Annotated in this window: 25 protein-coding genes and 2 tRNA genes; 17 read left to right on the top strand and 10 right to left on the bottom strand. The window is 62.9% G+C overall.

Annotated features, from left to right (window positions below; genetic code table 11):
- Positions 1-77: 77 nt before the first annotated feature.
- On the bottom strand, positions 78-1,319 hold the full coding sequence (locus AC0L6G_RS03180; RefSeq protein WP_248121348.1) for a Y-family DNA polymerase: 1,242 nt from the start codon (positions 1,317-1,319) through the stop codon (positions 78-80).
- Positions 1,319-1,714, bottom strand: coding sequence for a LexA family protein (locus tag AC0L6G_RS03175; RefSeq protein WP_473252854.1), 396 nt, complete (start codon positions 1,712-1,714; stop codon positions 1,319-1,321). Before AC0L6G_RS03175 ends, AC0L6G_RS03180 begins: the two co-directional genes overlap by 1 nt.
- A 780-nt stretch (positions 1,715-2,494) precedes the next feature.
- Between AC0L6G_RS03175 and AC0L6G_RS03170 the strand changes: the two genes are divergently transcribed.
- The 5 genes from AC0L6G_RS03170 (at position 2,495) to AC0L6G_RS03150 (ending at position 7,234) form a co-directional block, all read left to right on the top strand.
- Positions 2,495-2,866 (top strand): hypothetical protein, encoded by a 372-nt coding sequence (locus AC0L6G_RS03170; protein ID WP_473252853.1) that lies wholly within the window; start codon positions 2,495-2,497, stop codon positions 2,864-2,866.
- Positions 2,859-3,848, top strand: coding sequence for a hypothetical protein (locus tag AC0L6G_RS03165; protein WP_473252852.1), 990 nt, complete (start codon positions 2,859-2,861; stop codon positions 3,846-3,848). The genes AC0L6G_RS03170 and AC0L6G_RS03165 overlap by 8 nt, the downstream gene beginning before the upstream one ends.
- Before the next feature lie 304 nt (positions 3,849-4,152).
- A complete protein-coding gene (gene dcm / locus AC0L6G_RS03160) occupies positions 4,153-5,412 on the top strand; it encodes a DNA (cytosine-5-)-methyltransferase (RefSeq protein ID WP_473252851.1) in 1,260 nt (419 codons plus the stop codon).
- 4 nt (positions 5,413-5,416) lie between these two features.
- Positions 5,417-5,893 carry a very short patch repair endonuclease gene (locus AC0L6G_RS03155; protein ID WP_473252850.1) on the top strand — a complete coding sequence of 159 codons (477 nt, stop codon included), beginning with the start codon at positions 5,417-5,419 and terminating at the stop codon, positions 5,891-5,893.
- Between the two features lie 108 nt (positions 5,894-6,001).
- Complete coding sequence (locus tag AC0L6G_RS03150) at positions 6,002-7,234, top strand: type II restriction endonuclease (protein WP_473252849.1); 1,233 nt, start codon at positions 6,002-6,004, stop codon at positions 7,232-7,234.
- A 3-nt stretch (positions 7,235-7,237) separates the two neighbouring features.
- Here the strand turns inward: AC0L6G_RS03150 and AC0L6G_RS03145 are convergent, their stop codons facing one another.
- The gene (locus AC0L6G_RS03145; RefSeq protein WP_473252848.1) at positions 7,238-7,711 is read right to left on the bottom strand and encodes a hypothetical protein; all 474 of its coding nucleotides are present in this window, start codon (positions 7,709-7,711) and stop codon (positions 7,238-7,240) included.
- A 46-nt stretch (positions 7,712-7,757) separates the two neighbouring features.
- Between AC0L6G_RS03145 and AC0L6G_RS03140 the strand changes: the two genes are divergently transcribed.
- Positions 7,758-7,988, top strand: a complete 231-nt coding sequence (locus AC0L6G_RS03140; RefSeq protein ID WP_473252847.1) for a DUF6626 family protein — start codon at positions 7,758-7,760, stop codon at positions 7,986-7,988.
- On the top strand, positions 7,985-8,395 hold the full coding sequence (locus AC0L6G_RS03135) for a hypothetical protein (protein ID WP_184280346.1): 411 nt from the start codon (positions 7,985-7,987) through the stop codon (positions 8,393-8,395). The genes AC0L6G_RS03140 and AC0L6G_RS03135 overlap by 4 nt, the downstream gene beginning before the upstream one ends.
- Here the strand turns inward: AC0L6G_RS03135 and AC0L6G_RS03130 are convergent.
- Positions 8,392-10,914, bottom strand: a complete 2,523-nt coding sequence (locus AC0L6G_RS03130; RefSeq protein ID WP_473252846.1) for a DNA-methyltransferase — start codon at positions 10,912-10,914, stop codon at positions 8,392-8,394. The two genes, AC0L6G_RS03135 and AC0L6G_RS03130, sit on opposite strands and share 4 nt — an antisense overlap.
- Before the next feature lie 178 nt (positions 10,915-11,092).
- Between AC0L6G_RS03130 and AC0L6G_RS03125 the strand changes: the two genes are divergently transcribed.
- On the top strand, positions 11,093-11,917 hold the full coding sequence (locus AC0L6G_RS03125; RefSeq protein ID WP_473252845.1) for a hypothetical protein: 825 nt from the start codon (positions 11,093-11,095) through the stop codon (positions 11,915-11,917).
- Positions 11,918-12,450: 533 nt separating this feature from the next.
- A complete protein-coding gene (locus AC0L6G_RS03120; RefSeq protein ID WP_404418550.1) occupies positions 12,451-12,864 on the top strand; it encodes a four-helix bundle copper-binding protein in 414 nt (137 codons plus the stop codon).
- Between the two features lie 357 nt (positions 12,865-13,221).
- Here the strand turns inward: AC0L6G_RS03120 and istB are convergent, their stop codons facing one another.
- Both istB and istA read right to left on the bottom strand, forming a co-directional pair.
- Entirely contained in the window at positions 13,222-13,950 is a 729-nt protein-coding gene (gene istB, locus AC0L6G_RS03115) for an IS21-like element helper ATPase IstB (protein WP_003170613.1), read from the bottom strand.
- Positions 13,937-15,448 (bottom strand): IS21 family transposase, encoded by a 1,512-nt coding sequence (istA, locus tag AC0L6G_RS03110; RefSeq protein ID WP_164952576.1) that lies wholly within the window; start codon positions 15,446-15,448, stop codon positions 13,937-13,939. Before istA ends, istB begins: the two co-directional genes overlap by 14 nt.
- A 243-nt stretch (positions 15,449-15,691) precedes the next feature.
- Here istA and AC0L6G_RS03105 point away from each other — a divergent pair, with 243 nt between their 5' ends.
- On the top strand, positions 15,692-15,868 hold the full coding sequence (locus tag AC0L6G_RS03105) for a hypothetical protein (RefSeq protein WP_473252844.1): 177 nt from the start codon (positions 15,692-15,694) through the stop codon (positions 15,866-15,868).
- 97 nt (positions 15,869-15,965) lie between these two features.
- A complete protein-coding gene (locus AC0L6G_RS03100) occupies positions 15,966-16,121 on the top strand; it encodes a recombinase family protein (protein ID WP_473252843.1) in 156 nt (51 codons plus the stop codon).
- Between the two features lie 328 nt (positions 16,122-16,449).
- On the opposite strand, the gene AC0L6G_RS03095 is transcribed toward AC0L6G_RS03100, so the two are convergent.
- Complete coding sequence (locus tag AC0L6G_RS03095) at positions 16,450-18,228, bottom strand: DUF6538 domain-containing protein (protein ID WP_473252841.1); 1,779 nt, start codon at positions 18,226-18,228, stop codon at positions 16,450-16,452.
- 85 nt (positions 18,229-18,313) lie between these two features.
- Positions 18,314-18,387: transfer RNA gene (locus tag AC0L6G_RS03090), tRNA-Gln, on the bottom strand.
- 199 nt (positions 18,388-18,586) lie between these two features.
- On the opposite strand from AC0L6G_RS03090, the gene AC0L6G_RS03085 reads away from it, so the two are divergent.
- Positions 18,587-18,663: transfer RNA gene (locus tag AC0L6G_RS03085), tRNA-Pro, on the top strand.
- Between the two features lie 49 nt (positions 18,664-18,712).
- On the opposite strand, the gene ilvC is transcribed toward AC0L6G_RS03085, so the two are convergent.
- On the bottom strand, positions 18,713-19,747 hold the full coding sequence (gene ilvC, locus AC0L6G_RS03080; RefSeq protein WP_293825056.1) for a ketol-acid reductoisomerase: 1,035 nt from the start codon (positions 19,745-19,747) through the stop codon (positions 18,713-18,715).
- Between ilvC and AC0L6G_RS03075 the strand changes: the two genes are divergently transcribed.
- The 5 genes from AC0L6G_RS03075 (at position 19,746) to AC0L6G_RS03055 (ending at position 23,049) form a co-directional block, all read left to right on the top strand.
- Entirely contained in the window at positions 19,746-20,288 is a 543-nt protein-coding gene (locus AC0L6G_RS03075) for a DUF924 family protein (RefSeq protein ID WP_293825058.1), read from the top strand. The genes ilvC and AC0L6G_RS03075 overlap by 2 nt on opposite strands.
- Before the next feature lie 735 nt (positions 20,289-21,023).
- A complete protein-coding gene (locus tag AC0L6G_RS03070) occupies positions 21,024-21,881 on the top strand; it encodes a thymidylate synthase (RefSeq protein WP_293825183.1) in 858 nt (285 codons plus the stop codon).
- On the top strand, positions 21,881-22,192 hold the full coding sequence (locus AC0L6G_RS03065; RefSeq protein WP_293825060.1) for a nucleoside triphosphate pyrophosphohydrolase family protein: 312 nt from the start codon (positions 21,881-21,883) through the stop codon (positions 22,190-22,192). Before AC0L6G_RS03070 ends, AC0L6G_RS03065 begins: the two co-directional genes overlap by 1 nt.
- Entirely contained in the window at positions 22,189-22,716 is a 528-nt protein-coding gene (locus AC0L6G_RS03060) for a dihydrofolate reductase (RefSeq protein WP_293825062.1), read from the top strand. Before AC0L6G_RS03065 ends, AC0L6G_RS03060 begins: the two co-directional genes overlap by 4 nt.
- 12 nt (positions 22,717-22,728) lie before the next feature.
- Complete coding sequence (locus AC0L6G_RS03055; protein WP_293825065.1) at positions 22,729-23,049, top strand: YbjQ family protein; 321 nt, start codon at positions 22,729-22,731, stop codon at positions 23,047-23,049.
- 34 nt (positions 23,050-23,083) lie between these two features.
- On the opposite strand, the gene AC0L6G_RS03050 is transcribed toward AC0L6G_RS03055, so the two are convergent.
- On the bottom strand, positions 23,084-24,145 hold the full coding sequence (locus tag AC0L6G_RS03050) for an Mrp/NBP35 family ATP-binding protein (protein WP_293825068.1): 1,062 nt from the start codon (positions 24,143-24,145) through the stop codon (positions 23,084-23,086).
- Positions 24,146-24,154: the final 9 nt, after the last annotated feature.

The raw sequence follows: 24,154 nt of genomic DNA, 5'->3' as shown, positions 1-24,154 counted from the left end.
GCGGCGCGTCACCGATTTCGGCCATGAGGTAAAGCTGCGTTCCCGCAAGCTGGGCGGGCATACGTAATCATTTTGAATTATGCGCGAACTTCCATCAGGTCGCTGATGCGCGTCGTGTAGCGAGGTGAACGGTTGTTGGCCCGCGTGGACCACGATGTTGTCTGGCTGATCCCACCGGGCCGAAGCGTGCCCCGCCCAAAGCGCGCATTCACCGCATCAAGCGCCGTCATCAGCTTCTCGGATCGCACTGGGTCAGTCGTCGGCAGAAGGTCGCGCGGAGCGTCTCGCTCGGCGTGTAGGTCCAGCAGGATCACCCCGGCCTTGGCGTATCGCGTGTTCGGTTTCCACATCGAACGGCCAGCCCCAACCGCCTGACGGATCAGCGCAAAGCTGTCCGATGTTGGCTCGATCTCGAACGACCGCTGGCCATGATACCAAGGGTCGCCGTTATGCGGGTGCGTGTGGAAGAACACCTGAATGGCGTTGGCCACTAGTCCATGCTTCCTTATTTTCTCGGCAGCGCGTGAAGCGTGCGCCGCCAAAGCCTCGCGCATGTCCTCCCATGTCTCGACCGGGCGCCCAAACATTCGCGTCACCGCGACGGTTTGCTTTTGGTCGGGGGCGAGCATCAGCGGCATACACGATACGCCGAGCAGTTCGGCATGGGTCCGCTGGCCGGTGACGGTCATAAGTTTCCTGACCGAAGCCGAAGGCATGGCCGCAAACTGCTGGACCGTGAAGATACCGAGAGCGTTTAACTTCTCGGAATTGCGTCCGCCTACGCCCCAAATCTCCGAGATCGACATTTCGGCGAACGCCTCACGGCGGGCGTCAATGTCGCTGAAATCAGACACACCGGTCGGCCCGCTCTTCGCGTGTTTGTTCGCCAATTTCGCCAGCGTCTTCGTCGGGCCGATTCCGATACAGGTCGGAATCTTCGTGATGCGCCGCACGCGATCTCGAACCCGGCGGCAGTAGTCCACTCGCGCGAACTCGGTCAGGTCCACGAACATCTCGTCGATGCTGTAAGGCTCGACCTTCTGAAAACTCTCCGACAGAACCTCGAACACCCGGCGGCTCATGTCGCCATAGAGGGCGTAGTTTGAGGACTTGGCGATCACGCCCCGAAACTCCGGCTTGCGCTTCGACAGATGCCAGACCTCGCCCATCTTGATCCCGAGGGCCTTGGCTTCGGCAGATCGCGCGATGGCGCAGCCGTCGTTGTTCGACAGCACGATCACCGGCTTTCCGATCAGCGTCGGGTCAAAAGCCCGCTCGCAGGATACATAGAAGTTGTTGCCGTCGATCAGCCCGAACATCAGACATCAGTCCGAACCAACGCGGCGATCATGGCCCAGACCTCTGTCTCGTCGGACACAGGTTGAGGCGCATGGTTGGAAGGCTCCAGCCACCATTGGCCGTCTTTCTCGGTCAGCACGGCCAGCACGACATCACCATGGAGGAACGCTACGCAGACCTTCCCTGATCTCGGCTCCGCATCGGTGTTGACCACAAGGATGTCGCCGCCGTGAATGCCGCGCTTACGAAGGCCCTCTCCTTTCACCCTGACCGCGTATCGTTGCGGGCGCCGTAGCTCCAGCAGGTCCGAAAGATCGGGGACAGACTCGACGTGATCCTGTGCGGGGCTTTGGAAGCCCGTCGTCTCATCGCCCTTATATGCTCTCGCTCCCATGCCGGAACATATGCGGAACATCTGTCTGAAAGGAAAGTGAGATCGACTCGCTAACCTCCGAAGCAAGCCTTGCTTTACCCCATAAGCAAGTTCGGATATCTCCGGTTTTAAATCAGGAGAATACAATGTCCTTCAAGGCTTTGGTTCGGTCTCTGCGGTCCTTGTCATGGAAGGAGTGGGCCTTAGTCGCCATGGTGGCGATCATTTTCGGTCACCTTGTTCCACACCCTTGGCATGACGCTTGGCCCGTTGGTCGGCTACCTCATGGTTTTGGGTCTACGTCGAACGCGAGCCAATCGTCAGAAAGTTCGCACACGCTCCGGCCAATGATCCTGCTGACGGCAGCTTAACCGCGCCAGTAGAGGAACGCTGGTTTTTGGAACTTGCGCGCCCTTAATCTTTGTGAGACCATGTTCAGTGCTGGAACCCCTCACTGACCAGCGCACAGCCCGGCAGGGGTCGAAGCTGCGCCCCCCCGAATGCTCGGCTCCAGTCGGGCTGTGCTTCTTCGTGAGGCCAAGCTTGGGGGTTCAGGATGGACGGCTACACGTTTTACCCGCTACCCGCGTCGGCGCACGGACGTCAGTTCAGTCCTGCTATGCTGCCCAGCGACGAAGTCGCCATCGCGCGCGCTACGGCCGCTCTCCGCGACTGTCCCGTCACCCGAGAAGTCGCCATCTGGAAGGGTTGGCGGTTTGTCGCGAACGTTCGCAAACGTGCGGACGAGTAACTCTCGCTCATTCTGGTTGACGGATTCAACTTCCATGAGACCCTTGAAGCTTCACAGCAAATGGGGGTCACTTGACGGGTCACGAGCCTTTGCGCTGCCTCGCCGTTCGCATCCTGCGGGACGTTGAGGGCGAGATCGACAACACCGAATTCGAAGCTTTTCTCGATGAGGTCGCTGGCCGCCATCAATGGATCAGCACGACCGAATGGCTGTTCGTCGAGCCGCCTGCGGAGGCTGGCGGTGAACTTACGGTCCCAGTCGTGGTGCTCGAAACCGTCGCGGTAAAGGCCGTCTTGAACGATCTCACCAACAAGCCGCCGCGCATCCTCTTCGACCATGCAACCAGCCCTTCGGAGACGCGGAAATGGCGCTGGATCGCCTTCCAGACTGCGCCGAACGCTCAAGGTCAAGGCCGCTTCCCATGGGAGCGCTTCAATGCGTGAGGGAGGGCTGCTGGGGTGGGCCACGGCTGCGCTCGTGAGGTTGGACGACGAAGCTCCGGGTCTCATCGCCCGAACTTTGACGGCGGCCCCCCTGCGCCGTCAGTCGATCTTCGCTGCGCTGGCTGCACGGGAAGAAAAGGTCGGTCTTATCGGAGCCAACGACGACCTCCTCCCGCACTCGTTCGCCGAGGTCGTCCGCCATGGGCGCGCGAAGGACATTCTGCGCCATGGCTTTGGTGATGTGCCGGATGGCCTCTCCGGTCTCCTGACGCAGGTCGGTGAACGGCCGTTGCCTCGGGCCAAAGATTATCTCACCCTCTACGACTTCCTCACCGGCGACGATATGCGCGGCGCGGAGGCCCTACGCGCCTCCGGGCGGATCACCTGCCGGAAGCTGGAGGTCTTGCTCGCTCTCGATCCGCGATGGCGCCATACTCACACACTCGACCGCATCGACTCCGGCACCGAGGCCATGACGTTCAACAAGGCTGTGGCCTTTATCCAGTCCGTAAACTCGAAGGCATCTGACGAGGTGGTAGTGGAAGCTATCGGCCGCATGGGACCGACCTCCTCGCTGCCCAGACTGCTCGACCGATTCCTACGCCGGGCCGACCGGTTGCCGCCTCACCCTGTGTCCGAGGGCGATAACGAACTCCGGCCGCTCGCCTCCATGCGTGACCTGCTGGAAGCTGGACGGAAATACCGGAACTGCCTCGCTCACCGTCTGGCTGACATCGCCGCAGGGAAGATGGCGATTGGCGAGTTTCGCGGCGAATGCCTTGTGGAATTCCGGCCAACCCTTCCAACGGGCTGGCTCCTGCGCGAGGTCCACATCGAGCGAAACCGCCCTGTGCCGCTGGTCTTGTTTTCTGAGGTGGAGGCGAAGTGCGATGCCCTCGGCATTCCTCGCATCGACGACGCGGGCGGTGGCGACGGGTGGAAGAACTATCGCCGGTTCACGCAGGAGATGGAGTGGTCGTGATCCGCTCGGAAGCGGATCGCGCCCGTGACAGGCAACTAACTCGTCAGATCGCCCAAACCGAACGTGAGGGTGTTCTTGCGGCAGGAGAAGCCTTTCGTCCCGAGGCTACCGAGGACGATCTACGGCTGATCGAGGCCCGACTACTTCGGATTGATGCCCTTCGAGAACGCCTTATCACTAAACGTGCGGTCCTTCGCAGAGTGCGTTGGGCTGGCGAACTAATGAGCACACAAAGAGAACAAATCGCTGGAAAGGGAAAAAGAACGGACATAATGTCCGCTGAAATTCCCAGCGGAGACCGTTGATGCGCCATCCAGAACCCCTCGACGTCCTTCGACAGGCGCGTGAACGCTATTCCCAGAAGGAAATCGCCGACCTCATTGGGAAGGACGCGAAAACCATTAGACGTTGGGAGAAAGGCGAGATCGCATGTCCTGCGATGCTGGAAGCCGCGCTACGCGAGATCATGCAAAGTCAGCAGCCCATCCCTGCGAATGACGCCCGCTTTCGCCTGATCGATCTGTTCGCAGGAGTCGGCGGAATCAGGCTGGGCTTTGAGGCTCACGGGGGCAGATGCGTTTTCACGAGCGAGTGGAACGACTTTTCCAAGAAGACCTATCTCGCCAACCATGGCGACGACCACGAATTCATTGGTGACATCGTGCCGGTCGAAGCTGCTGACGTGCCCGATCACGACGTCTTGCTTGCGGGCTTTCCATGCCAGCCATTCAGCATCGCGGGTGTGAGTAAGAAGAACTCACTCGGGCGACCCCATGGTTTTGAGTGCACGACCCAAGGCACTCTTTTCTTCGACGTCGCCCGGATCATCGAGGCAAAAAGGCCCGCCGCGTTCCTGCTTGAGAACGTGAAAAACCTTCTTTCTCATGACGGCGGAAACACTTTCCGTGTGATCGTGCAGACGCTCCGCGAGGAGTTGAACTACGATGTGCATTACAAGGTCATCGACGGCCAGCACTTCACGCCCCAGCATCGGGAGCGGATCATAATCGTCGGCTTCAAGCGGAAGACCGGGTTCTCGTGGGATGATCTCAAGCTGCCTTCGCCCGGCCCGCGTCTAGGCTCCATCCTTCATAAAACTGACGGAACCGAGCCTGTGCTGCCGTGGGATGGTGACAGGTATTTCGACGACGAGAATAACGCGGTCCAGCCCAAGTTCACCCTGACACCCAAGCTCTGGGAGTATCTCCAGCGCTATGCCGAGAAACACCGAGCCGCAGGCAACGGCTTCGGATTTGGCCTCGCGAACGCGGAGAGCGTCACGCGCACCCTCTCGGCTCGCTACTACAAGGATGGTTCCGAAATTCTGGTAGATCAGGGCAGCAAGAAGCGGCCACGGCGCCTGACCCCGCGCGAGTGCGCGCGCCTTATGGGCTTTCCCGACACTTTCAGAATTCCTGTCAGCGATACGCAAGCCTACCGACAGTTCGGCAACAGCGTCGTCATGCCCGTGATGCAGGAAGTGGCGCGCATCATGGCGCCCCACGTTGAGGCCATCTTGGAGCAGGACGAGTCTGGCGTGGTGCAGGAGCCGCTGTTCGGATGATCTGATGGCAGACATCGTTGATGCAGCGACCCGAAGTCGAATGATGTCGGGCATTCGGGGAAAGGACACGAAGCCGGAACATCTCGTTAGACGCGGCCTCCACGCGCGAGGGTTCCGTTTTCGACTGCATGGATCAAAGCTGCCGGGGGGCCCTGACCTCGTGCTTCCCAAATACTCGGCTGCGATTCTGGTCCACGGCTGCTTCTGGCATGCACATGGCTGCTCGCTGACGAAGATGCCGAAGACCCGTTCAGAATTCTGGAAGCAGAAGCTTGAGGGTAATCAGGTCCGAGACGCGCGGCAGCTTGCAGAACTTCGTCTCATGGGCTGGAGGACTTTGGTAATTTGGGAATGCGCTCTGCGTGGACCCAAGGATTTGGTCGAGTTCACCCTCCACAACGCAGCCAACTGGCTTCGAACTGGCGACGCGGCGGCAGAGATCGCCCGTTCCGATTGGCCTTTGCCTCCGGCCGCTTCTTGAACGTCGCGAACGCAGATGGCGATTCGGTCGCTTTGTCGTTTACCATGCCTCCTGAAGGCCGGAACAACCGAGCGAACTCCGGGCAGACCTTGGGCGGGAAACAAGCCAGTGAAGCACGGCTATCTGTCGCAATATTTCCAGAGCGTCGGGGTCAAGAGACTCAGCGGCGTGGAAGCCGACGTGATCAAGTCAAACCAGCACGAATTTAACGGCGTCGAGGGGTTTCGCGCCATGTTCGGGGAGCCGGAAGGCAAGGTTCGCTATCCAGCCCGGTTCCTCTATCTGACCGATCAGGAAGACCAGCCCGTGTCCGATGAGGGCTTTCTCACTTGGTATGACGCTCGTGCGAAGGCCCGACTGGAACGGGGTGTAATGAGGACTGAATATAGGCTCTACTTCCCTACCAATCTCGTCTCGATGTGCGCGGCCGAAGGCGATCTCCTCCTCATAGCCCGCCTTTCCACGGGCAGTGTTCTGGCTATCGTTGCCGAGTCGGGGACAACCATCGAGCGGCAGATTCAGTGGCTGTTCGGATTCGGCGAAGGCGCCCATCCGGGCTTCTCTGTAAAGTCTGAACTTGAGACCGAGCAGGACCGGATTGGCTTCGCCGCCCGAACAGTTCTGGAAGCCATTGGTATCGAAATCGAGGATGAGGCACCGAACTATCTCGATCAGATGATGGATCGGTTTGGCGGGGCTTTCCCAAAGACCATCGACTTCTCTGCTTATGCACGCGGCACACTGAACGACGTGCACGCGCGGGACGACCCGGACGCGGCTCTTGTGGCGTGGATGGAGCGCGAGGAAATCCTTTTCAGGACGCTCGAAAAACACTTGCTGGGGGAGCAGCTACAGAAACTCACGGCGGCAGGAGACGCCGAACCGGATGCGTTCATCAAGCTCGTTCAAAGCGCATTGCAGCGACGTAAGTCCCGCGCTGGCTCTGCATTAGAGAACCATCTTGAGCAGGTTTTTGGCGACCTCGGAATTACATACACACGAACGGGCGTGACGGAGAACCGGCTCAAGCCTGACTTCATCTTCCCATCGATCCCGCACTACGCGGATGTAAGTTTCCCGGCAGAGCGGCTGACCATGCTCGCCGCGAAATCGACCTGCAAAGATCGCTGGCGTCAGATTTTGAATGAGGCAGCCCGCATACCTCTTAAGCACCTACTGACACTCGAACCCAGCATCAGCAGGAACCAGACGGACGAGATGGCGGCCGAAGGCGTGCAATTGGTCATCCCCTCTCCGCTCCTCCCGACCTACACAGACCTCCAGCGGACATGGCTGATCAATGTTCGTGGCTTCGCGGAACTGGCGTTGGAGCGTCAATGAAAGTCAGTGCGAACCAGACGTCGGCTGGTCGCCGAGACGTTCGTGAAGCCAGCCCCATCTCCCGGTATAAGGCGCGAGCCTCGCGCGCAAGCCGGAGCCGACCGTGGTGACAGAATATTTCCCCCCCTCGGTCCAAGATCTGGTTCCCGCCGCCTGAGTCCCGAGGACGGCAAACGCTTCAGCATAGGTGAGAAAGTGCGCTGTGGGTTGGCCCAGCACATCCCAAACATAGACGAGCGGAATACCCCGACCCTCATATTTTCTGTCGAGGCTGAAGGTCTCGGCCGACGCGCATTTCAACTGAAGTGGCAGAGCGCGTATGCCCTCTTCGCCAACTTCCTTAAACACGATGAGATCAACGCCCCGGTCAACGACCGGCGTCGCCACTTCGAACCCGCGCATCAGCAGTTGTGCCGTAAGCCAGTTCCGGCCTGCGACCTCCACAGTTGCTGAACTGACGTTTGGTGCCACGTCCATTTGGACCCCGTGGTCTAGCTAAATATCGGAAACGAAAGGCTCTGATATGGACATCTACCACCACTTCGAAGCTCGCGGTCTCACCGACTCTTACAGACATTTCAGCAGCGCATGGCTTGGCCGCGCAGAGAACTATCTCTGCCTCCGATCTGGGCGAGGGCCTTCCGCTGATGCCTTGATCGAACTGTTTCAGACCCTCTGGCGCGAGGGTCGTCTGCTACTCGCAGCGAGGGTCGCTTGGGCGGTGCTTTGGCTGAAACCGGAGGCGCGACGATGAACTATCACCACGTCTTCCAGTTTCCCAGCGACAACGAGGCGACGCTGGAGGCAGTTCTCCGGCAGATGAGAACCGGCGCAGTCACGAGTCCGATGGGCGACCAGCTTCTCACCCTCTCGTCGGTCGCGGAGGCAATTTATGTTCGATGCGCCTTCGGCGACCTGCGGCCTACCGGAGACGTTTCCCTGCTTGTCCGAGAGGCAAACATAGCGAGCGTGCAAGGCTGGCTGGATCAGCATCTTCCCACTAACCGCTACGCTTGGGCCGCTCTGGAGCACTTCGAGTTCTTCCATTTGGCAGATGTCGAACGGCTGATGGAGGTGTTCAGCGGCATCCTCGGGCGACCGCCCATATCGATGCCGCTGAACCTGTGGCCGGATGTGTTCCCGTCCAGCGACGCCTCCTAAGCCGCGTCGCCGAGCGTCGGAGCTTGATCCGCTGCGAGATCGGCATTGTCATTGGAACTTCCACGCAGATCATCCGGCAGCGGCGCATCTCCTTGAAGAACGACGCCGAGGCGATCTTCGGCCATGCGGCAGTAGGCGGCCGATTGGTCAATGCCGAGGAAACGACGTCCTTCCAGCAGGGCGGCAACGCCGGTCGATCCAGAGCCGCAGAAGGGGTCGAGCACTGTTTTGGCAGTCGTAGCCGCAATGATTTTGCGGGGGAGTTCGACAGGGAACGGTGCCGGATGCGGATTGCCGCGATCAGGCAGAACTTTGATAACGTCCTTCAGCCCGTGACCCTTGCGGAAGCGGAACTTTGGCTTGGCGAACACATAGATTACCTCGTGCGACGGCGTGGCAAAGGCACGGTTGAAGTTCATGCCCGAGCCGCGATCCCAGATGATGATCTGCCGCAGCGGCAAACCGGGATTGAGATCGTGGGGCGTCCGCAGGAGGCCGTGCTGAATGCGGTTCTTGTGCTGGTAGAAAATAGCGCCGTCGTCGGGGATCAATCGCCAGCACTCCAGCAGAAATGCTTTCTGCCACGCGATGTAGTCCTCATAGGGCATAGCATCGTCGTGCCCGTCGTAGCCGTCAGCCAGCTTGGCGTTCTTCCACTTGCCGCGCCCTTTTTGTCCTTTGAAACCGCCGCCGCTCGATTCACCGAGGTTGTAGGGCGGGCTGGTGAAGATGATATCGACCGATCCGTCAGCCATCTGCTTCATTCCGGTCAGGCAGTCGCTGTTGAGGATCGTGGGTGCGAGATCGTGAGTGGGCACTTCCTGCTTGATGTCGTCGTTCGCGGCAGTTGTCGGTGCGATCTCACCGTTGGCGGCGGAAGGCAGGGTCAAAGCCAGATCAGGCGACAGGCACGGCTCAACCGCTTCGATGCGTTGCTTGGCGATCTGGAAGAACTCGGGATCGCGCTCGATGCCGATGAACTTGCGGCCAGCGGCCAGCGCCGCGCAGCCGGTCGTGCCGCTCCCCATCGTGTTGTCCAGAACGACATCGCCGGGATTGGAGTAGGTGCGGACAATCCAGTCGAACAGTTCGACAGGCTTCTGGGTGGGGTGAACCGGCTTGTTGACGGACGGGAAGCGCAGGACCGAGCGGGGATAATTGGTGTGCGTCTGGCGGCGCTCGGAATCAGAGCGGTAGGGGTGGGCCTTGTAGAGGGCCGATCCCACCCCGCCGTTGCGGCTCACGCGAGGTTTAGAGAGTTCCACCAGTCCCTGCGGGTTGTAGGTCATGGGGCTGGCAGCGCGGTTTCCGACGCCGCCCTTCGAGAACACGAGAACGTCTTCATGCTCCATCAGAACCTGCGACTTCGCGTGAACGAAGCGCGTGGCGCGAGTTTTCTCCCAGACCAAGGAGTATTTGTAGAGGTCGGGCGCGGCCATCATCAGCTTCGCGGAGAACATCCCCGCCGATGTGAGAACGATGTTGCCGGTCGGCTTCAGGATGCGTCGATACTCGGCCCAGAGCGCTTTCATCGGGATGATCTCATCCCATGGCGCCCGCGTGCAGCCGTAAGGAAGGTCCGCACCAATCAGGTCCACGGATTGATCCGCGATTTCAGCCATTCGGGCGAGGGTTTCGCCGAGCATCAGACGAACGGCATCATCTTCCAGTCCAAGTCGCTTCTCGATGATCGGCCAGTAGGTCGGCTCGCGCTCGATCATCACCGTAGAGCGGCCGTGGGCCAACGCCGCTGAGCCGGTCGTGCCAGAGCCGCCGAAGGGGTCCAGCACCACATCGCCGGGGTTCGAGCAGGCCAGCACGATGCGCTCGATCATGGCCTGCGGGAACGGGCACGGATGGTCAGTGCGCTCCTTGGCCGTGCCGTGAACCTGCGTGAAGGCCCAGATGTCGGCGGGATTGGCTCCCGCCGGGTTGTTGCGCTTATCCGCCGACTGACAAGGGACGCGGACATCGTCGAGATTGAAGGTCGGAGTGATGCTCTTCGGACGACCGCGCCCGCCCTTCAGCACGCCGGGCTTCACCAGATAGAGCCAGCGTTCAGAACGGGTGGCGAAACGCTGGGTGGTGTTTTGCTGGGCACGGCGATCCCAGACAATCTCCTGAACCAGCGTCAGGCCGGTGTCCGCAATCAGCGGGAACAGGTAGTAGGTGATGGGCACACGGCTATTCGGCCCGGCCTTATGCATGCCGGCGTTGATCCACATGGCGCCACCCGGCTTCAGCACGCGAGCCGCAGCCGTGATCCACTGGCGGGAGAACTCGATATAGTCCTCGACGGTCGCGAAACTGTCGCGGTAGGGCATGCGGATGTTGGGACAAGGCGGCGACGTCACGACCAGATCGACAGAGCCAGCCGCCATCTCTTCCATGGTGGCAATGCATTCGCCCTTCACCAGTCGCGCGGTAGGCGCGACCGGCGGCGGCGTGGTGGCGGGCTGGTTGTCGTTAGCGGCCGAAGCCTTCTGAACTTGAGCGACCTTCTGGCGGCGGATGACCATGTGTTTGTGACGTCCTCATCGGTTGGCGATGAGGCTATAGGTCACGAGTTTGGGCCGAATCCGAGCGATGATAGATGAGGTTAATCAAGGCCTTTTCACGTCAGCTTCCGAGTTCTCACAATTCGCACCGACTCTTCACTTTGCTGCGAATTCGAAACTGGATTGAAAGCTTCGGAGAATGATGGTCAGCGTCATGTCCAACGTCGTTTCACCCTATCGCTCTATCACAAAATCCGCTCTTGCTGCGCTACTGGGCATTCCTGAAGAGCAGCTTCTCACGAGGGATGAGGCCGCTGACAAGATTGGAGTTAGCCCCGGCTATCTGGCTAACTTGGCAATACCCGACGCAGATGGGGTCGGGGGCGGCCCGGCTTTTTACGCCTCATCCACAAGCCCCAGCGGCGCAAAAACTTGGTATCCTCAATCAGCCGTCCTTGCCTTTGCAGAACATCGCCGCTCCAAGATTAAGCGCAGCTATGGTCAAGGCCAGAAAACAGGACGTCAGGATTGGACCAAGCTGCAAGACGACGTGGATCGACTGCCTGTCCACACAGTGGTCTCGATGATCGACGAGTGGCGGGAGAGCGAACTCTATCGACGTGCCCAAGCCATCCTCCACGACCCTAATCCGATAGCGGGACGACTGACCTATGAGGAAGAATGCAGACTGTTCGGGGCGGCGCAGAAAGGCGGCCGCGTCGAGGCGTTTGCTGCCATCGCTGCTTCAGAAGATGCGGCCGCCCAGCGAAAGGCAATCTTCGAGAGCCTCGACGACCAGACGAATGCCGTAGAGGCCCACCTTCTCGCGCTGACGGCTTCGCGAGGTCTATCCGTCTCATCGGCCCATCCATCCTTCTTTGTCCTGACGACGATGTTCGAACGGGCATGGGGCGAGGTTCTGGAGGCCGAAACACGCTGGCGGAACTTCGACTACACGGGAATGCCCAAGCACAGGCCGAGCACCACTAACGAGATCACGATATCCGTAAGTGTGAAGACGTGATCGACCTGCTGATCCTCGTTGGAACATGACCTCCAACGGTGTCCGCCACCTATCCTTACTTATACCGGTCAAGAACTGGCGGCGGCTATATCTTTCGACGTGATGAGGGCGGGTTCTGGAAGGAGCGGAGCGACCACTGTGTCTTGCCGCTGAACTTTCCCCCGTTAATGGCCTTGCTAATAGAGGTCTTATTAGGAGAGCCGATAAAGGGGGAAACTCCCCTCTCCCCCTGTGCCCAAGGGTGCCGCCGCCACATCGGGCTGGCGGCATAGTTGGAGCGAGGTCGGCTGCGATCCTGACAGAGGCTTCAGCCAGATCGCGATGACATCGGCTGGAAGTTCGCCCGAAAAAGCCCGCCACGACCGTTCTCGAAAACAGGGGTGGAAATCGCTGTGTTTCACGGCCTGCAAACGCAGTGCTGGCGTAGTCGATATTTTGTGCCCGCTTCCATCTGATTGGTGAGACGGCGCCGGGGAGTGGAACGGCGCACCGCGCGACCTGTTGAATCGGCTCCATTCAAAAGGAGAGCCGACATGCACGCGCATGAGATGATTTCCACGCACCCGCACGTCCAAGGCAGCACCAACGACGCCCTGATCCGCTGCATCGAGGAGTGCTACGACTGCTCACAGACCTGCACCTCATGCGCCGACGCCTGTCTGGGCGAAGAGATGGTGGCGCAGATGACCCAATGCATCCGCACCTGTCTGGACTGCGCCGACGTCTGCATCACGACCGGCACACTCGGCACCCGGCGCACAGGGTCGAACGAACAACTGATCGCCCGCATGCTGGAGGTCTGCGAGGACGCTTGCCGCCTGTGCGCCGAGGAGTGCGAGATGCACGCCGACAAGATGGAACACTGCCGCATCTGCGGAGAAGCCTGCCGCCGTTGTGAACGCGCCTGCCAAGAGGCTCGCCAGACCTTCGCCCAGACGGTGCAATAGGCGAATAGCTGCGCTCGCCGAGCTTGGTGAAGGATCGATCTTTTTGCGTCTGCGTTTGCGGCAGATGGGGCGGCGGTCGAGCAGCTATAATCGGGAGCGAGCGATCCGTGCGCGTGAACTGGCGCGCCAGACCTCCGTTGTCGAACACCGTCAGCGCTATCTGCGGCTCGCCTTCCAGTATGACGCCATCGCCGTGTCAATCGGCGTCTAAAAGGGACCCCCTATCGGCGTGCAATAGGGACCCCCTTTTGAGGTTCGGGATGGACGTCACGAGCGCACCGCTTGCGAGGGTTGGGGCGTAGGGAGGGCGTAGCCCGACCGGAGGCTCAACCCTCGCCTGGCGTTCTTCGTGGAGGGTTAGCTGCGGTGTTTGAAGCGCCAGCTGTCGTTGCCGGTCTCGACGATGTCGCAGTGGTGGGTGATGCGGTCGAGCAGGGCCGTGGTCATCTTGGGATCGCCGAACACGGTCGGCCATTCGCCGAAGGCGAGGTTGGTCGTGACGATCACCGAGGTCCGCTCGTAGAGCTTGCTGATCAGGTGGAACAGCAGCTGGCCGCCCGAGCGGGCGAACGGCAGGTAGCCAAGCTCGTCGAGGACCACGACGTCGAGGCGGCAGAGGTGAGCAGCCAGCGCACCGGCCTTGCCCAGGCGGGTCTCCTCCTCGAGGCGGTTCACCAGGTCGACGGTGTTGAAGTACCGGCCACGCGCCCCGGCCCGCACGACGTTGGCGATGATGGCGGTGGCCAGGTGGGTCTTGCCCGTGCCGGTCCCGCCGACCAGCACGATGTTGCGCCGGTTCGCCAGGAAGGCGCCGCTGTGAAGCGAGCGCACCAGCCCCTCGTTGATCGGCGTGTCGTCGAACACGAAGGCGTCGAGGTCCTTCACGGCGGGCAGCCTGGCCGCCGCCATCCGGTAACGGATGGAAGCCGCATGCCGGTGGGTCGTCTCGGCGCGCAGCAGGTCGGCGAGGATCTCCATGGTCGTGCGCTTGCGCTGCAGGCCCGTGGTGACCGCCTCGTCGAAGGCTCCGGCCATGCCCTTGAGGCCCAGGCCGGTCAGGGCCGCCATCATCTCATGCCGCTGCATGCATGCCTCGCAAGCTGTCGTAGCGGTCGCAGTCCGCCAGAGGCGGATGCCGCAGCGCCAGGTCATCGGGCGTGACGATGCTCAGCGGCCGGGGCGGTTCGCGCCGGCGCGCCAGGATGTTGAGGATGACGTCGTCGCTGACGGTCCCGGCGGCGAGCGCCTCGCGCGCCGCGGCCTCGACCGGCTCCAGGCCGTCTTCCAGCACCGCCGCCAGAACCCGCACGAACCGGCGATCGGCTTCGTCGCCCGCACCCAGCTTGCGCCTCAGGCGGGCCAGCCCCGGCGGCAACTCCCAGTCCTGGAACGGCGCGCCATTGCGCAGGGCTCCGGGCTTGGTCGCCAGCACCGGGAGGTAGTGCCAGGGATCGTAGAGGGTCCGGTCACGACCGAAGAACCGGCGATGGTCGGCGACGACCTCACCCTCGCAGCGCACGACGATCCGGTCGGCATAGGCGCGGACCTGCACCGTACGGCGCCCGGCCTTCGCCATCACCGAGTAGCGGTTACGGTCGAAGCTGATCAGGCAGGTCCCCGTCACCGCGTGCTCGCTCTCGTGGAAGCCGTCGAACGGGCCCAGCATCGGCTGCAGCGCCGGCCGCTCGGCGGCCAGGGCCTGAGCAACCGTCAGCTCTTTCTGCTCGGGGTGCTGACGCAGCTCGCCCCAGCGCCGGCACTCCGCCTCCAGCCAGCCGTTCAGCTCCTCCAGGCTGGTGAAGCGCAGGCGCGGCTGGAAGAACCGTCCCCGGGCCGTCTGGACCTGGTGTTCGACCTGGCCCTTCTCCCAGCCCGCCGCCGGGGAGCAGGCCGTCGGCTCCACCATGTAGTGGCTCGCCATGACCAGGAAGCGCCGGTTGAACACCCGGTCCTTGCCCGTGAACACCGTCGTCACCGCCGTCTTCATGTTGTCGTAGATCCCGCGCGTCGGCACGCCGCCGAAGAAGGCGAACGCCCGCGCATGCGCGTCGAACAGCATCTCCTGGGTCTCGCGCGGATAGGCCCGAACATAGATCGCCCGCGAGGCGCACAGCCGCATGTGCGCCACCTTCACCCGCATCGGCTTGCCCGCGATCTCCACGTCCTCGTGGCTCCAGTCGAACTGGTAGGCCTCGCCCGGCCGGAACATCAGCGGGATGAACGATGGCGCGTCCGCCACGCCCCGGCGTCGCTTCAGCCGCCACCCCGCCGCGTAGCGCCGGACCGCGTCGTACGACCCGTCGAACCCCTCGCGCACCAGCAGGTCATGAACCCGCGTCATCCGCAGCTTCTCGCGCCGCGGCCGCGCCTCGTCCTCTTCCAGCAGCTCATCGAGCCTGGCCTGGAACGGCGCCAGCCTCGGCAACGGCTGCACCGCCCGCCGATAGGCGAACTCCGCATCCGGCTCCCGGATCGCCTTGCGCACCACCTTGCGCGACAATCGAAGGTCACGCGCGATCGCCTTGATCGCCTTCCCGGACGCAAACTCGCGCCGAATCCTCAACACCGTCTCCAACACCAACATCCCGAACTCGCCGCCTGACATCCGCCAAGCCGCCACCGTTAGACCTCAGGAATGAGGGGTCCTTATTCGACGCCGATCACACCGCTAACGGGGTCCCTTTTCCACGCCGATCCACACCATCGCCGATTTGGAAGCGGAGCGACCGCGCCTGACGGTGCCCGCACGACGGTCTACCGGAATCGCCGCCTCACTTCCCAACTGAGCCGTTCTGAACCATCCGACGCCTCATGCCTTCCAAAGAACATGGATCGGCTCGACACCCTTCTCGAAGGCTCCCCGGCGTATGGCGTGCTCGACGCCAAGGGCGGCGTGGTGCTGTTCAGCCGATCCGGCTTCGAGCAGGAGTTCAACGAACTGGCCGCTGAAGCCGTGGAGGCGGCGGGCGAAGAGTTCGAGGTGATCCCCATTGACCAGCGGTGACGACTGCGACCGGCTCTTCATCGCGCCGAGGGAAGAGCGGTCGTTCGCCCGATCTGATTGACGGTCCCCCGATCTATGAGAGCCTGTTCTCCCAACAATGGATCGGAGAACACCCCTGACCAAGCGCGTCGCGATCTACGCCCGTGTGAGCACGGCCGATAAGAACCAGACCGTCGAGAACCAGCTTCGAGACCTGCTGGCTGTGGCCCAGCGGCAGGAGCCACCGACATCGAACCGGCTCTTGGTCGCCTGAATGCTGCCCACAGCGAGGATGGGTTCAGCCGGGGGCCGACGACGCCTGTCGCTACTCGGCGTCAGACTGTCATCTGCGAATAAGTTGGCCTCAGCCTCCCGCCCCTCAAGGCGATCTGGGCACAGGCACTCGATGCGAAAGCTGAAAGACTGCTGCTCGTCATACGGATCGTCGATCCGTCGATCAAGCTGAAGGCTGAAGCTGTAGGAGGCTGAGGACGGCGAACCCGGAAGACAAACTCCTCGTGGCGATCTTCGTGTTTGCGTGACGGTCCAGCCATCAAAATTTCCTGTCTTGAAGCTCATCGGCCCCTCAGCGATAGAAGGCGCTACCGGGTAGGCAAGACAGGCAGGGTTGGAAAGTCGATCAGGTCCAACTGCCCCTTTAGAATTGGCAGGATGGCCGGGTCTCTAAGGCTGCTGGCCCCATAGTGGCGCGCGACCTTGTTGCCGTCGCCCGCGTGACCTGAAATCAAGTCGGAGAGTCGCTCCTTCACGTCGGGATTCGAGCCTGAAGCAGCCATCCATGTGTGTCGGAAGCTGTGGAGCGGCTTCAAGGGATCGTCCATGCCAACGCCGGGCACATCCGCGTTTGCCGCTGCCCAAACTCCCCACCACTTGATGAACGACGTGGCAGATTTGTTGTCCTCGGAGCCTATCAGCGGGAAGGCGAAGCCATCGGCGTCCAGTCCAGCGAGATAGGTGAGGAAGCCAAGCTCGATGATGCGCTTATGGAGCGGCACCAACCGCTTGGCGTTGACGTTCTTTACTCGACGCGGGGCGTCATAGGCAGGGCGCTTTGACAGGTCGAGGTAGTGGATGCCTTGGTGAACCTTAAACTCGCTGACCTTCGCGGCCGCAATCTCCTCGATGCGGCAGCCGTGGAACAGGCAGAACAAAGGTAGCCAATATTTGTGATCACGCTCGATCACGACACCCGGCTTTTTTCGATATCCCTCGTCTAGTCGCCCCGATGCGCCTTGGAATAGCGGGGTCGAGAAGATCGCTTTGATGTCGTCGCCATCGAAAGGATCGCGATCCTCGCTCAACTCACTGTTGGGCTTCGCCATCATGTATTCAGCGGGGTTCTTCGACAGAAGATCGTTCCGCACCGCGAACGCAAACATTGCCTTGTAGGTTTGTGTCCAGTTCCAGACCGTTTTGGGGTGAAGGCGCCGATAGTTCGGGTCTGCTCTCTCGGCGTCGATGATTGCCTGTTTGAATGAGACGCCCGAGATGTCTCGTTTTGTGTGCGGGAACCGTTCCAACTCCGCTTGGAAAGCCAGCAGCCGAAGAGGCTCAATGGCCGTGATTGCGGGGCCATCCAGAAACTCATTCAAGCGTGTGACATAGCCGCGATGTCTAGCAAGCACGGTTCTCGGCTTGTTCGCCTGATAGAGGTCGAACAAGTCCATCAGCTTCATGCCGGGCTGGTGGGCCGTTGGGCTGGCCTCCATGGACTCCGGCACCGCTAGGGCTGGCGAAACCACTGACGACGCCTCCGGCGCATCGGTGAGATTGCCCTTTCGATACTCCATGATGCCATGTTCGACGCTGCCCAGTGCGTCAGCAAACCACGGGCGGATGTTTGGAATGGCGGGGTGCGCCGGGTCGCACATGATGCCTTGCGAGTTGAGGGCCTCGGACAGCTTGGCATCAAAGTTTGCCACAGCAGACCACTCGCCCTCGCGCAGGTCACCGACCATTTGGACATGCTCGCGCATCTCGTCGCTGAAGCCGACAGGAGCCGGATGGAGAGACCCATTGAAAGCGTCGTTGAGAGCAGACTTTAGCTGAGAAGATTTCCACCGCTGGATCGCATCGTAGGCCCGGTTGCGGTCGATCTGATGGCGCTGAATAGGCGCGACAGCGAGCGCAACACGTCCCTTCGCGGCGTCAATCTGATCCTGCCAGTCCGCGAGGATCGGGGCACCGACGCGGATAGCCTCGCTTTCGTCCTTGGTGTTGAGGGCCTGTTTAAACTCGGTCTTTCCGAGGGCTGATCGAAGCTCTGACGGAATGACCTTTCGGGCCTCCCAGAAACCGGTTCGACCGCTCTGTCGAATACCCTTCAATCTGGACGATGCGTGCTTCAGTTTTCTTCCCACTTTGGACCGACCTTTTGGACCGAGGCCGACGAGGAAATCCTTACTCAGTAAGGGCTTCTAATGATTTCAATGGGATTAAAGGCGGTGGCTGGGGAACTAGGACTCGAACCTAGAATGACGGTACCAAAAACCGTAGTGTTACCATTACACCATTCCCCAGCAGGATCGGCGTTTCCGCAGCGCTTGTGCGGCGGAGGCGGTCAGATAGGCCAAACCGATTTGGGATGCAACACCCTCTTTCGGGACTATTTCCGGTCCGTGCGAACAAGGTCGAAATGGGTGCTTGCGGCCTTTCGAAGCCATGGTTATAAGCCGCGTCCTCACTTCGGGGCGACGCCTTGTGGCCCGTCCCCACGGTCGGAGTGTGGCTCAGCCTGGTAGAGCACTGCGTTCGGGACGCAGGGGTCGGAGGTTCGAATCCTCTCACTCCGACCATCTTCTCCCTCTGAAATGGACAGCGGACGACGGGCGTGCACCGGCGCGCTCAATCGTCGTTCGCGGCGGTCTCCATCGCCTGGCGCGCAACGGCGTTCAGATGCGCCCCGACCGACTCGATGGTTCTCAGCCCCAGCGCCTCGCGTCGGGCCGCCAGGTCGGGCGAACCGGCGTCGTAGTCGGCCATCAGCCGGCGCACGAAACTTCCGTCCCGCACTTCGGCCAGCACCTGGTCCATCGCCTCGCGCGAAGCGGCGCCGACGACGCGCGGCCCGGTCAGATAGGCGCCGTATTCCGCCGTGTTGGAAATCTTGGCGAAGGCGCCGGCGACGCCGCGTTCGTACATCAGGTCCGTCACCAGTTTGGTCTCGTAGAAACACTCGAACCAGGCGACCTCGGGCGGATAGCCGGCCTCGACCAGCTTCATGAACGCCGCGTCGATCAGTTCGGCGATCCCGCCGCACAGCACCACCTGTTCGCCGAACAGGTCGCTTTCGCATTCGTCCCGCATCGTCGTCTCAAATATGCCCTTGCGTCCGCACCCCAGGGCCGCCGCATAGGACAGCCCCAGGGCGTGGGCGCCGCCCGTTGCGTCCTGATGGACTCCGAACAGGCAGAACACCCCCTCTCCCGCCTGGTACAGGTCACGGATGCGCGGCCCGATCCCCTTGGGCGAGGCCAGGATCACGTCCAGATCGGCGCGCGGCTGCACCAGGCCGAACCGCACCGACAGACCGTGGGCGAAGATCAGGGCCGCGCCCGGCCGCACGTTCGGCTCCAGTTCGTCGCGCCATAGGTCGCGGTGCGCCTCGTCGGACGTCATGACGGCGATCACGTCCGCGCCGACCGCCGCCTCGGCCGCCGTCATCACTTCGAACCCCTCCGCGCACGCCAGCTCGCGGGTCTTCGACCCCGCCTTCAGCCCCACGACGATGTCGACCGCCCCCGAATCGCGCAGGTTCAGCGCATGGGTGCGCCCCTGGCTGCCATAGCCGATCATGGCGATGCGCTTGCCGCGAATGATCGAAAGGTCGCAATCCCGGTCGTGGAAGACGGGCAAGGGATGGTCTAGGGTCTGGGTCATGGCCGCCTTCATAACCCCTTCCTCCGTCGTCGCCTTCTGGAAAGAGGCCGGACCCGAAAAGTGGTTCGCCAAGGACGAGGCGTTCGACGCCCTGTTCCGCGACCGGGGCCGGGCGGCCCACTGGGCGGCGGCGCGGCGGGAGCTGGACGGCTGGATGAACTCGGCCGAGGACGCCCTGGCCCTGCTGATTCTGTTGGACCAGTATCCCCGCAACAGTTTTCGCGGCACGGCGCACCAGTTCGCCACCGACCCCCTGGCCCTGATGTTCGCCAACCAGGCCGTGGCGCGCGACCTGCACCTGGCGGTCGCGCCCGCGTTGAAGAACTTCCTGCTGCTGCCCTTCGAACATTCCGAGCGGATCGAGGACCAGGACCGCTACATGGCCCTGGTCGCCGGCGACGAAGAACTGGAGAAATGGGGCAGGCTGCACCGCGACATCATCGTCCGCTTCGGTCGGTTCCCCCACCGCAACCGCGTCCTGGGCCGCGAAACCACGCCCGAGGAACAGGCCTTCCTCGACGACGGCGGCTTCGGCGGCTGACGACCCACCGTCTTCTCCCCGCTTGTGGGGACGGGCCGCGACGGGGTGGAGGGCCTCTTGAAGTCCAGACGCTTGCGATGCCGCGCAAAGTCCCGCCGTCACGGCCAGGCCGTCCACCTACCCTCGCCATCCTCGGCCTCGCGCCGAGGTTGACGGACCTTGAGAGACGCGATTACCCCCAGCCATCACAATGCGGCTGGTTCATTCCTAGCGAATCCAACCGCTTGTCGAAATATCTCCCCCATCATCCATCCCCCCTCCGAAACGCGCGTATTCTTGCCCCGTCTCGTCGCATCGGAGGGCTCGTAAGGCCTGCGACCTTGCGGCGGCGGGAGCGGATGGAACGGGAGCGGGTCTGCAACGGCCCGCGCCGGCGGCGACACACGGTGCGCCGTCGGAGGGTCGAGGGGGATACTCGGCCGCACTCGGGACGGGGTTTCGCAGACCCCGCCGACCCGTCGCAGGCTTATGGGGTTAGGCGATAAGACCGCCACCGCTCGGCGCCCCGAGCTTGCAGGCCAACCAACCGCGCGGAGCGTCATACCCTTCGTCGAAACGGTACTTACAAACTCACACTCCGGGCGAAGGCCCGGCGCTCCGCCCAGCCCTCCAACTTCGCAGCGAAAGCGCGAGGGCGCTTGCGCATGTCCGCCCGAATCAAATTCTGTGGACGACGCCGATTTGCCGCGACCCCGAATCGCAATTCTGAGGCACCTTGAAGCCATGACCGTCCAGATGATCCATGCCACGCTTCGGGCCGACGTCCAGGCCCGCATCGCCGCCGCGCCCGCCGATCATCCCGAGCGGCAGTATCTGGCCCTGCTGCGCGACATCCTGGACAATGGCGTGCGCCGCGACGACCGCACCGGCACCGGCACCCTGGGCGTCTTCGGCCGCCAGATGCGGTTCGACCTGTCCAAGGGCTTTCCGATCCTGACGACCAAGAAGCTGCATCTGCGCTCGATCATCGTCGAACTGCTGTGGTTCCTGCGCGGCGAGACCAACATCCGCTGGCTGAAGGACAACGGCGTCCGCATCTGGGACGAATGGGCCGACGCCGAGGGCGAGCTGGGGCCGGTCTATGGCAAGCAATGGCGGTCGTGGACCGCGCCCGACGGCCGGGTCATCGACCAGATCGAAAAGCTGGTCCACGGGCTGAAGACCAATCCCAACAGCCGCCGCCACATCGTCACCGCCTGGAACCCGGCCGATGTCGACGACATGGCCCTGCCGCCCTGCCACTGCCTGTTCCAGTTCTTCGTCGCGGACGGAAAGCTGAGCTGCCAGCTGTACCAACGCAGCGCCGACGTCTTCCTGGGCGTGCCGTTCAACATCGCCTCCTACGCCCTGCTGACCCTAATGCTGGCCCAGGTGGTCGGATTGGAGCCGGGCGACTTCGTCCACACCTTCGGCGACGCCCACCTGTATCTGAACCATCTGGACCAGGCCGAGCTTCAGCTGACGCGCGAGCCGCTGGCCCTGCCGACCATGCGGATCGCGCCCAGGACCGACCTGTTCGCCTTCGAGCTGTCGGACTTCGCGCTTGGGGGCTATGAGGCCTGGCCGCACATCAAGGCGGCCGTGGCGGTCTGATGAAGCTTGAGGAATTGCAGGCCGACGTCCTGCGCATCTCCGACATCTATGCGGCCGAGCACGCGATCGACCGGGATCGCGATTGGGCGCTGCTGAAACTTCAGGAGGAGCTTGGCGAACTGACGGCCGAGCATCTGCGCCTGACCGGCCGGGCGCGCGGCGCGCCGGACGCCCGGGCCCTGGGCGACGAGGCGGCGGACGTGCTGGGGATGCTGCTGATCTACTGCGCCCGCTCCGGCGTCGATCTGGAACAGGCGATGCGGCGCAAATGGCTGAAATGGCTGGAGCCGCACGAAGGAGACGCGGCATGAGCGCGCCCATCGTCGCCTTGGTCGTGGCGCGCGGGCGCAACGGCGTCATCGGCCGCGACGGCGACCTGCCTTGGCGGCTGCGGTCGGACCTGCAGCGGTTCAAGGCCGTCACCATGGGAAAACCCTGCCTGATGGGGCGCAAGACCTGGGAAAGCCTGCCGTTGAAGCCCCTGCCCGGCCGGTTGAACATCGTCCTGACCCGCGATCAGTCCTATGAGGCCGACGGCATGGCCAGGGGCGCCCTGGTCTGCGCCGGCCTGGACGAGGCGATAGAGATCGCCCGCGAAACGGCCCAGGACGATGGGATGGACGAAATCTGCGTCATCGGCGGCACGGCGGTGTTCGAGGCCGCCCTGCCCCGCGCGCGGCGGCTGTACATCACCGAGGTCGAGGCCTCGCCCGAAGGCGACGCCGTCTTTCCGGCCTTCGATCCGGCCGCCTGGATCGAGGTCTCGTCCGAGCGCCATGCCGCGGACGACAAGGACGATCACGCCTTCACCTTCCGCGTGCTTGAACGCCTCTAAGGAACGACGACCATGTATGTGACCACCGCCAACGACCTGCCCGGCTTTCGCGTCACCCGCCATATCGGCCTGGTGCGCGGCGTGACGGTGCGCTCGCGCAACGCCATCTCCGACGCCATCGGCGGTGTCCAGTCGATGCTGGGCGGCCGCGTCGGCGCCTATGTCAAACTGGCCGAGGCCGGTCGGCAGGAAGCCTATGACGAACTGGTCAATCACGCCCAGGCCCACGGCGCCAACGCCATCCTGGCCGTGCGCTATGACGCCACAGAAATCATGCCCGGCGTGACCGAGGTTCTGGCCTATGGCACGGCGGTCATCGTCGAACCGACCTGACCGGCCTGCGTTCGAACCGCCCTGGCCGTTTCTTCTAAAGGCCCAGCCCGGACGCGGCCGCGGCGGCGATGGCGTCGAAGCGTCCGGCGATTTCGCCCGATGGATCGGCGGCCGCCAAGGGCCTTCCCGCATCGCCCGCCTGCCGCAGGGCCGCATCCAGCGGCAGATCGCCGAGGAAGGGAATGGACAGACGCTCGGCCTCGGCCCTGCCGCCGCCGCGCCCGAAGATGTCGCCGCTCATGTTCTCGATCAGCCCCAGGATCGGCACATTGACCTTCTGGAACAGGGTGTGCGCCCGGCGCGCGTCGGCCAGGGCCGCCTCCTGCGGCGTGGAGACGATCACGGCCCCGTCCAGCGGCGTCTTCTGGATCAGGGTCAGTTGAACGTCGCCCGTGCCCGGCGGCAGGTCGACGACCAGCACGTCCAGCGGCGCCTCGGCCGCGCCCCAGCGGGTCTGACTCAACATCTGGGTGACGGCCTGGGACGCCATCGGACCGCGCCAGATCATGGCGTCGTCCATCCTGGTGAGCAGCCCCACCGACATGGCTTTCAGCCCGTGGGCCACATGGGGCGTGATCGCGCCGTCCTCGTAGGCCGGCTGGCCGGCGATCCCCAGCATCGTGGGCAGGGACGGTCCATAGACATCGGCGTCCAGCACCCCGACCGACAGGCCGCGCCTGGACAGCGCAACGGCCAGGTTGACGGCGACGGTCGACTTGCCGACCCCGCCCTTGCCGCTGGCCACGGCCAGGACGCGGCGCACATGGGCGGGACGGTCGGTCGGGACCGGCGCCTTGGGCCGCCCTTGATCGGCGGCGGCCTTGGACAGGCCGGCGGTGCGCGGCGCCGGCGCCGCCTCCGTGGTCAGGATGACCGACACCCGCGCCATGCCGGGAACGGCCTTCAGCGCCGCCTCGGCCGCATCGCGGACGGGGGCGTAGGCGGCCGCGCGGCTGCGGTCGACCTCCAAGGCGAACCCGGCGCGGTCCTCGGCGACGACCAGCCCCTGAACCAGACCCGCGGCGATCAGGCCCTGGCCCGAGAAGGGGTCGGTGACGGCGTCCAAGGCGGCGATGACAGCGGCGCGTTCGACCAAGGCGCTCTC

This window comes from Brevundimonas sp. D3-1P (assembly GCF_055809335.1).
Note: the sequence above shows the minus strand (reverse complement) of the source record. Positions and strands in the feature narration are given on the sequence as shown.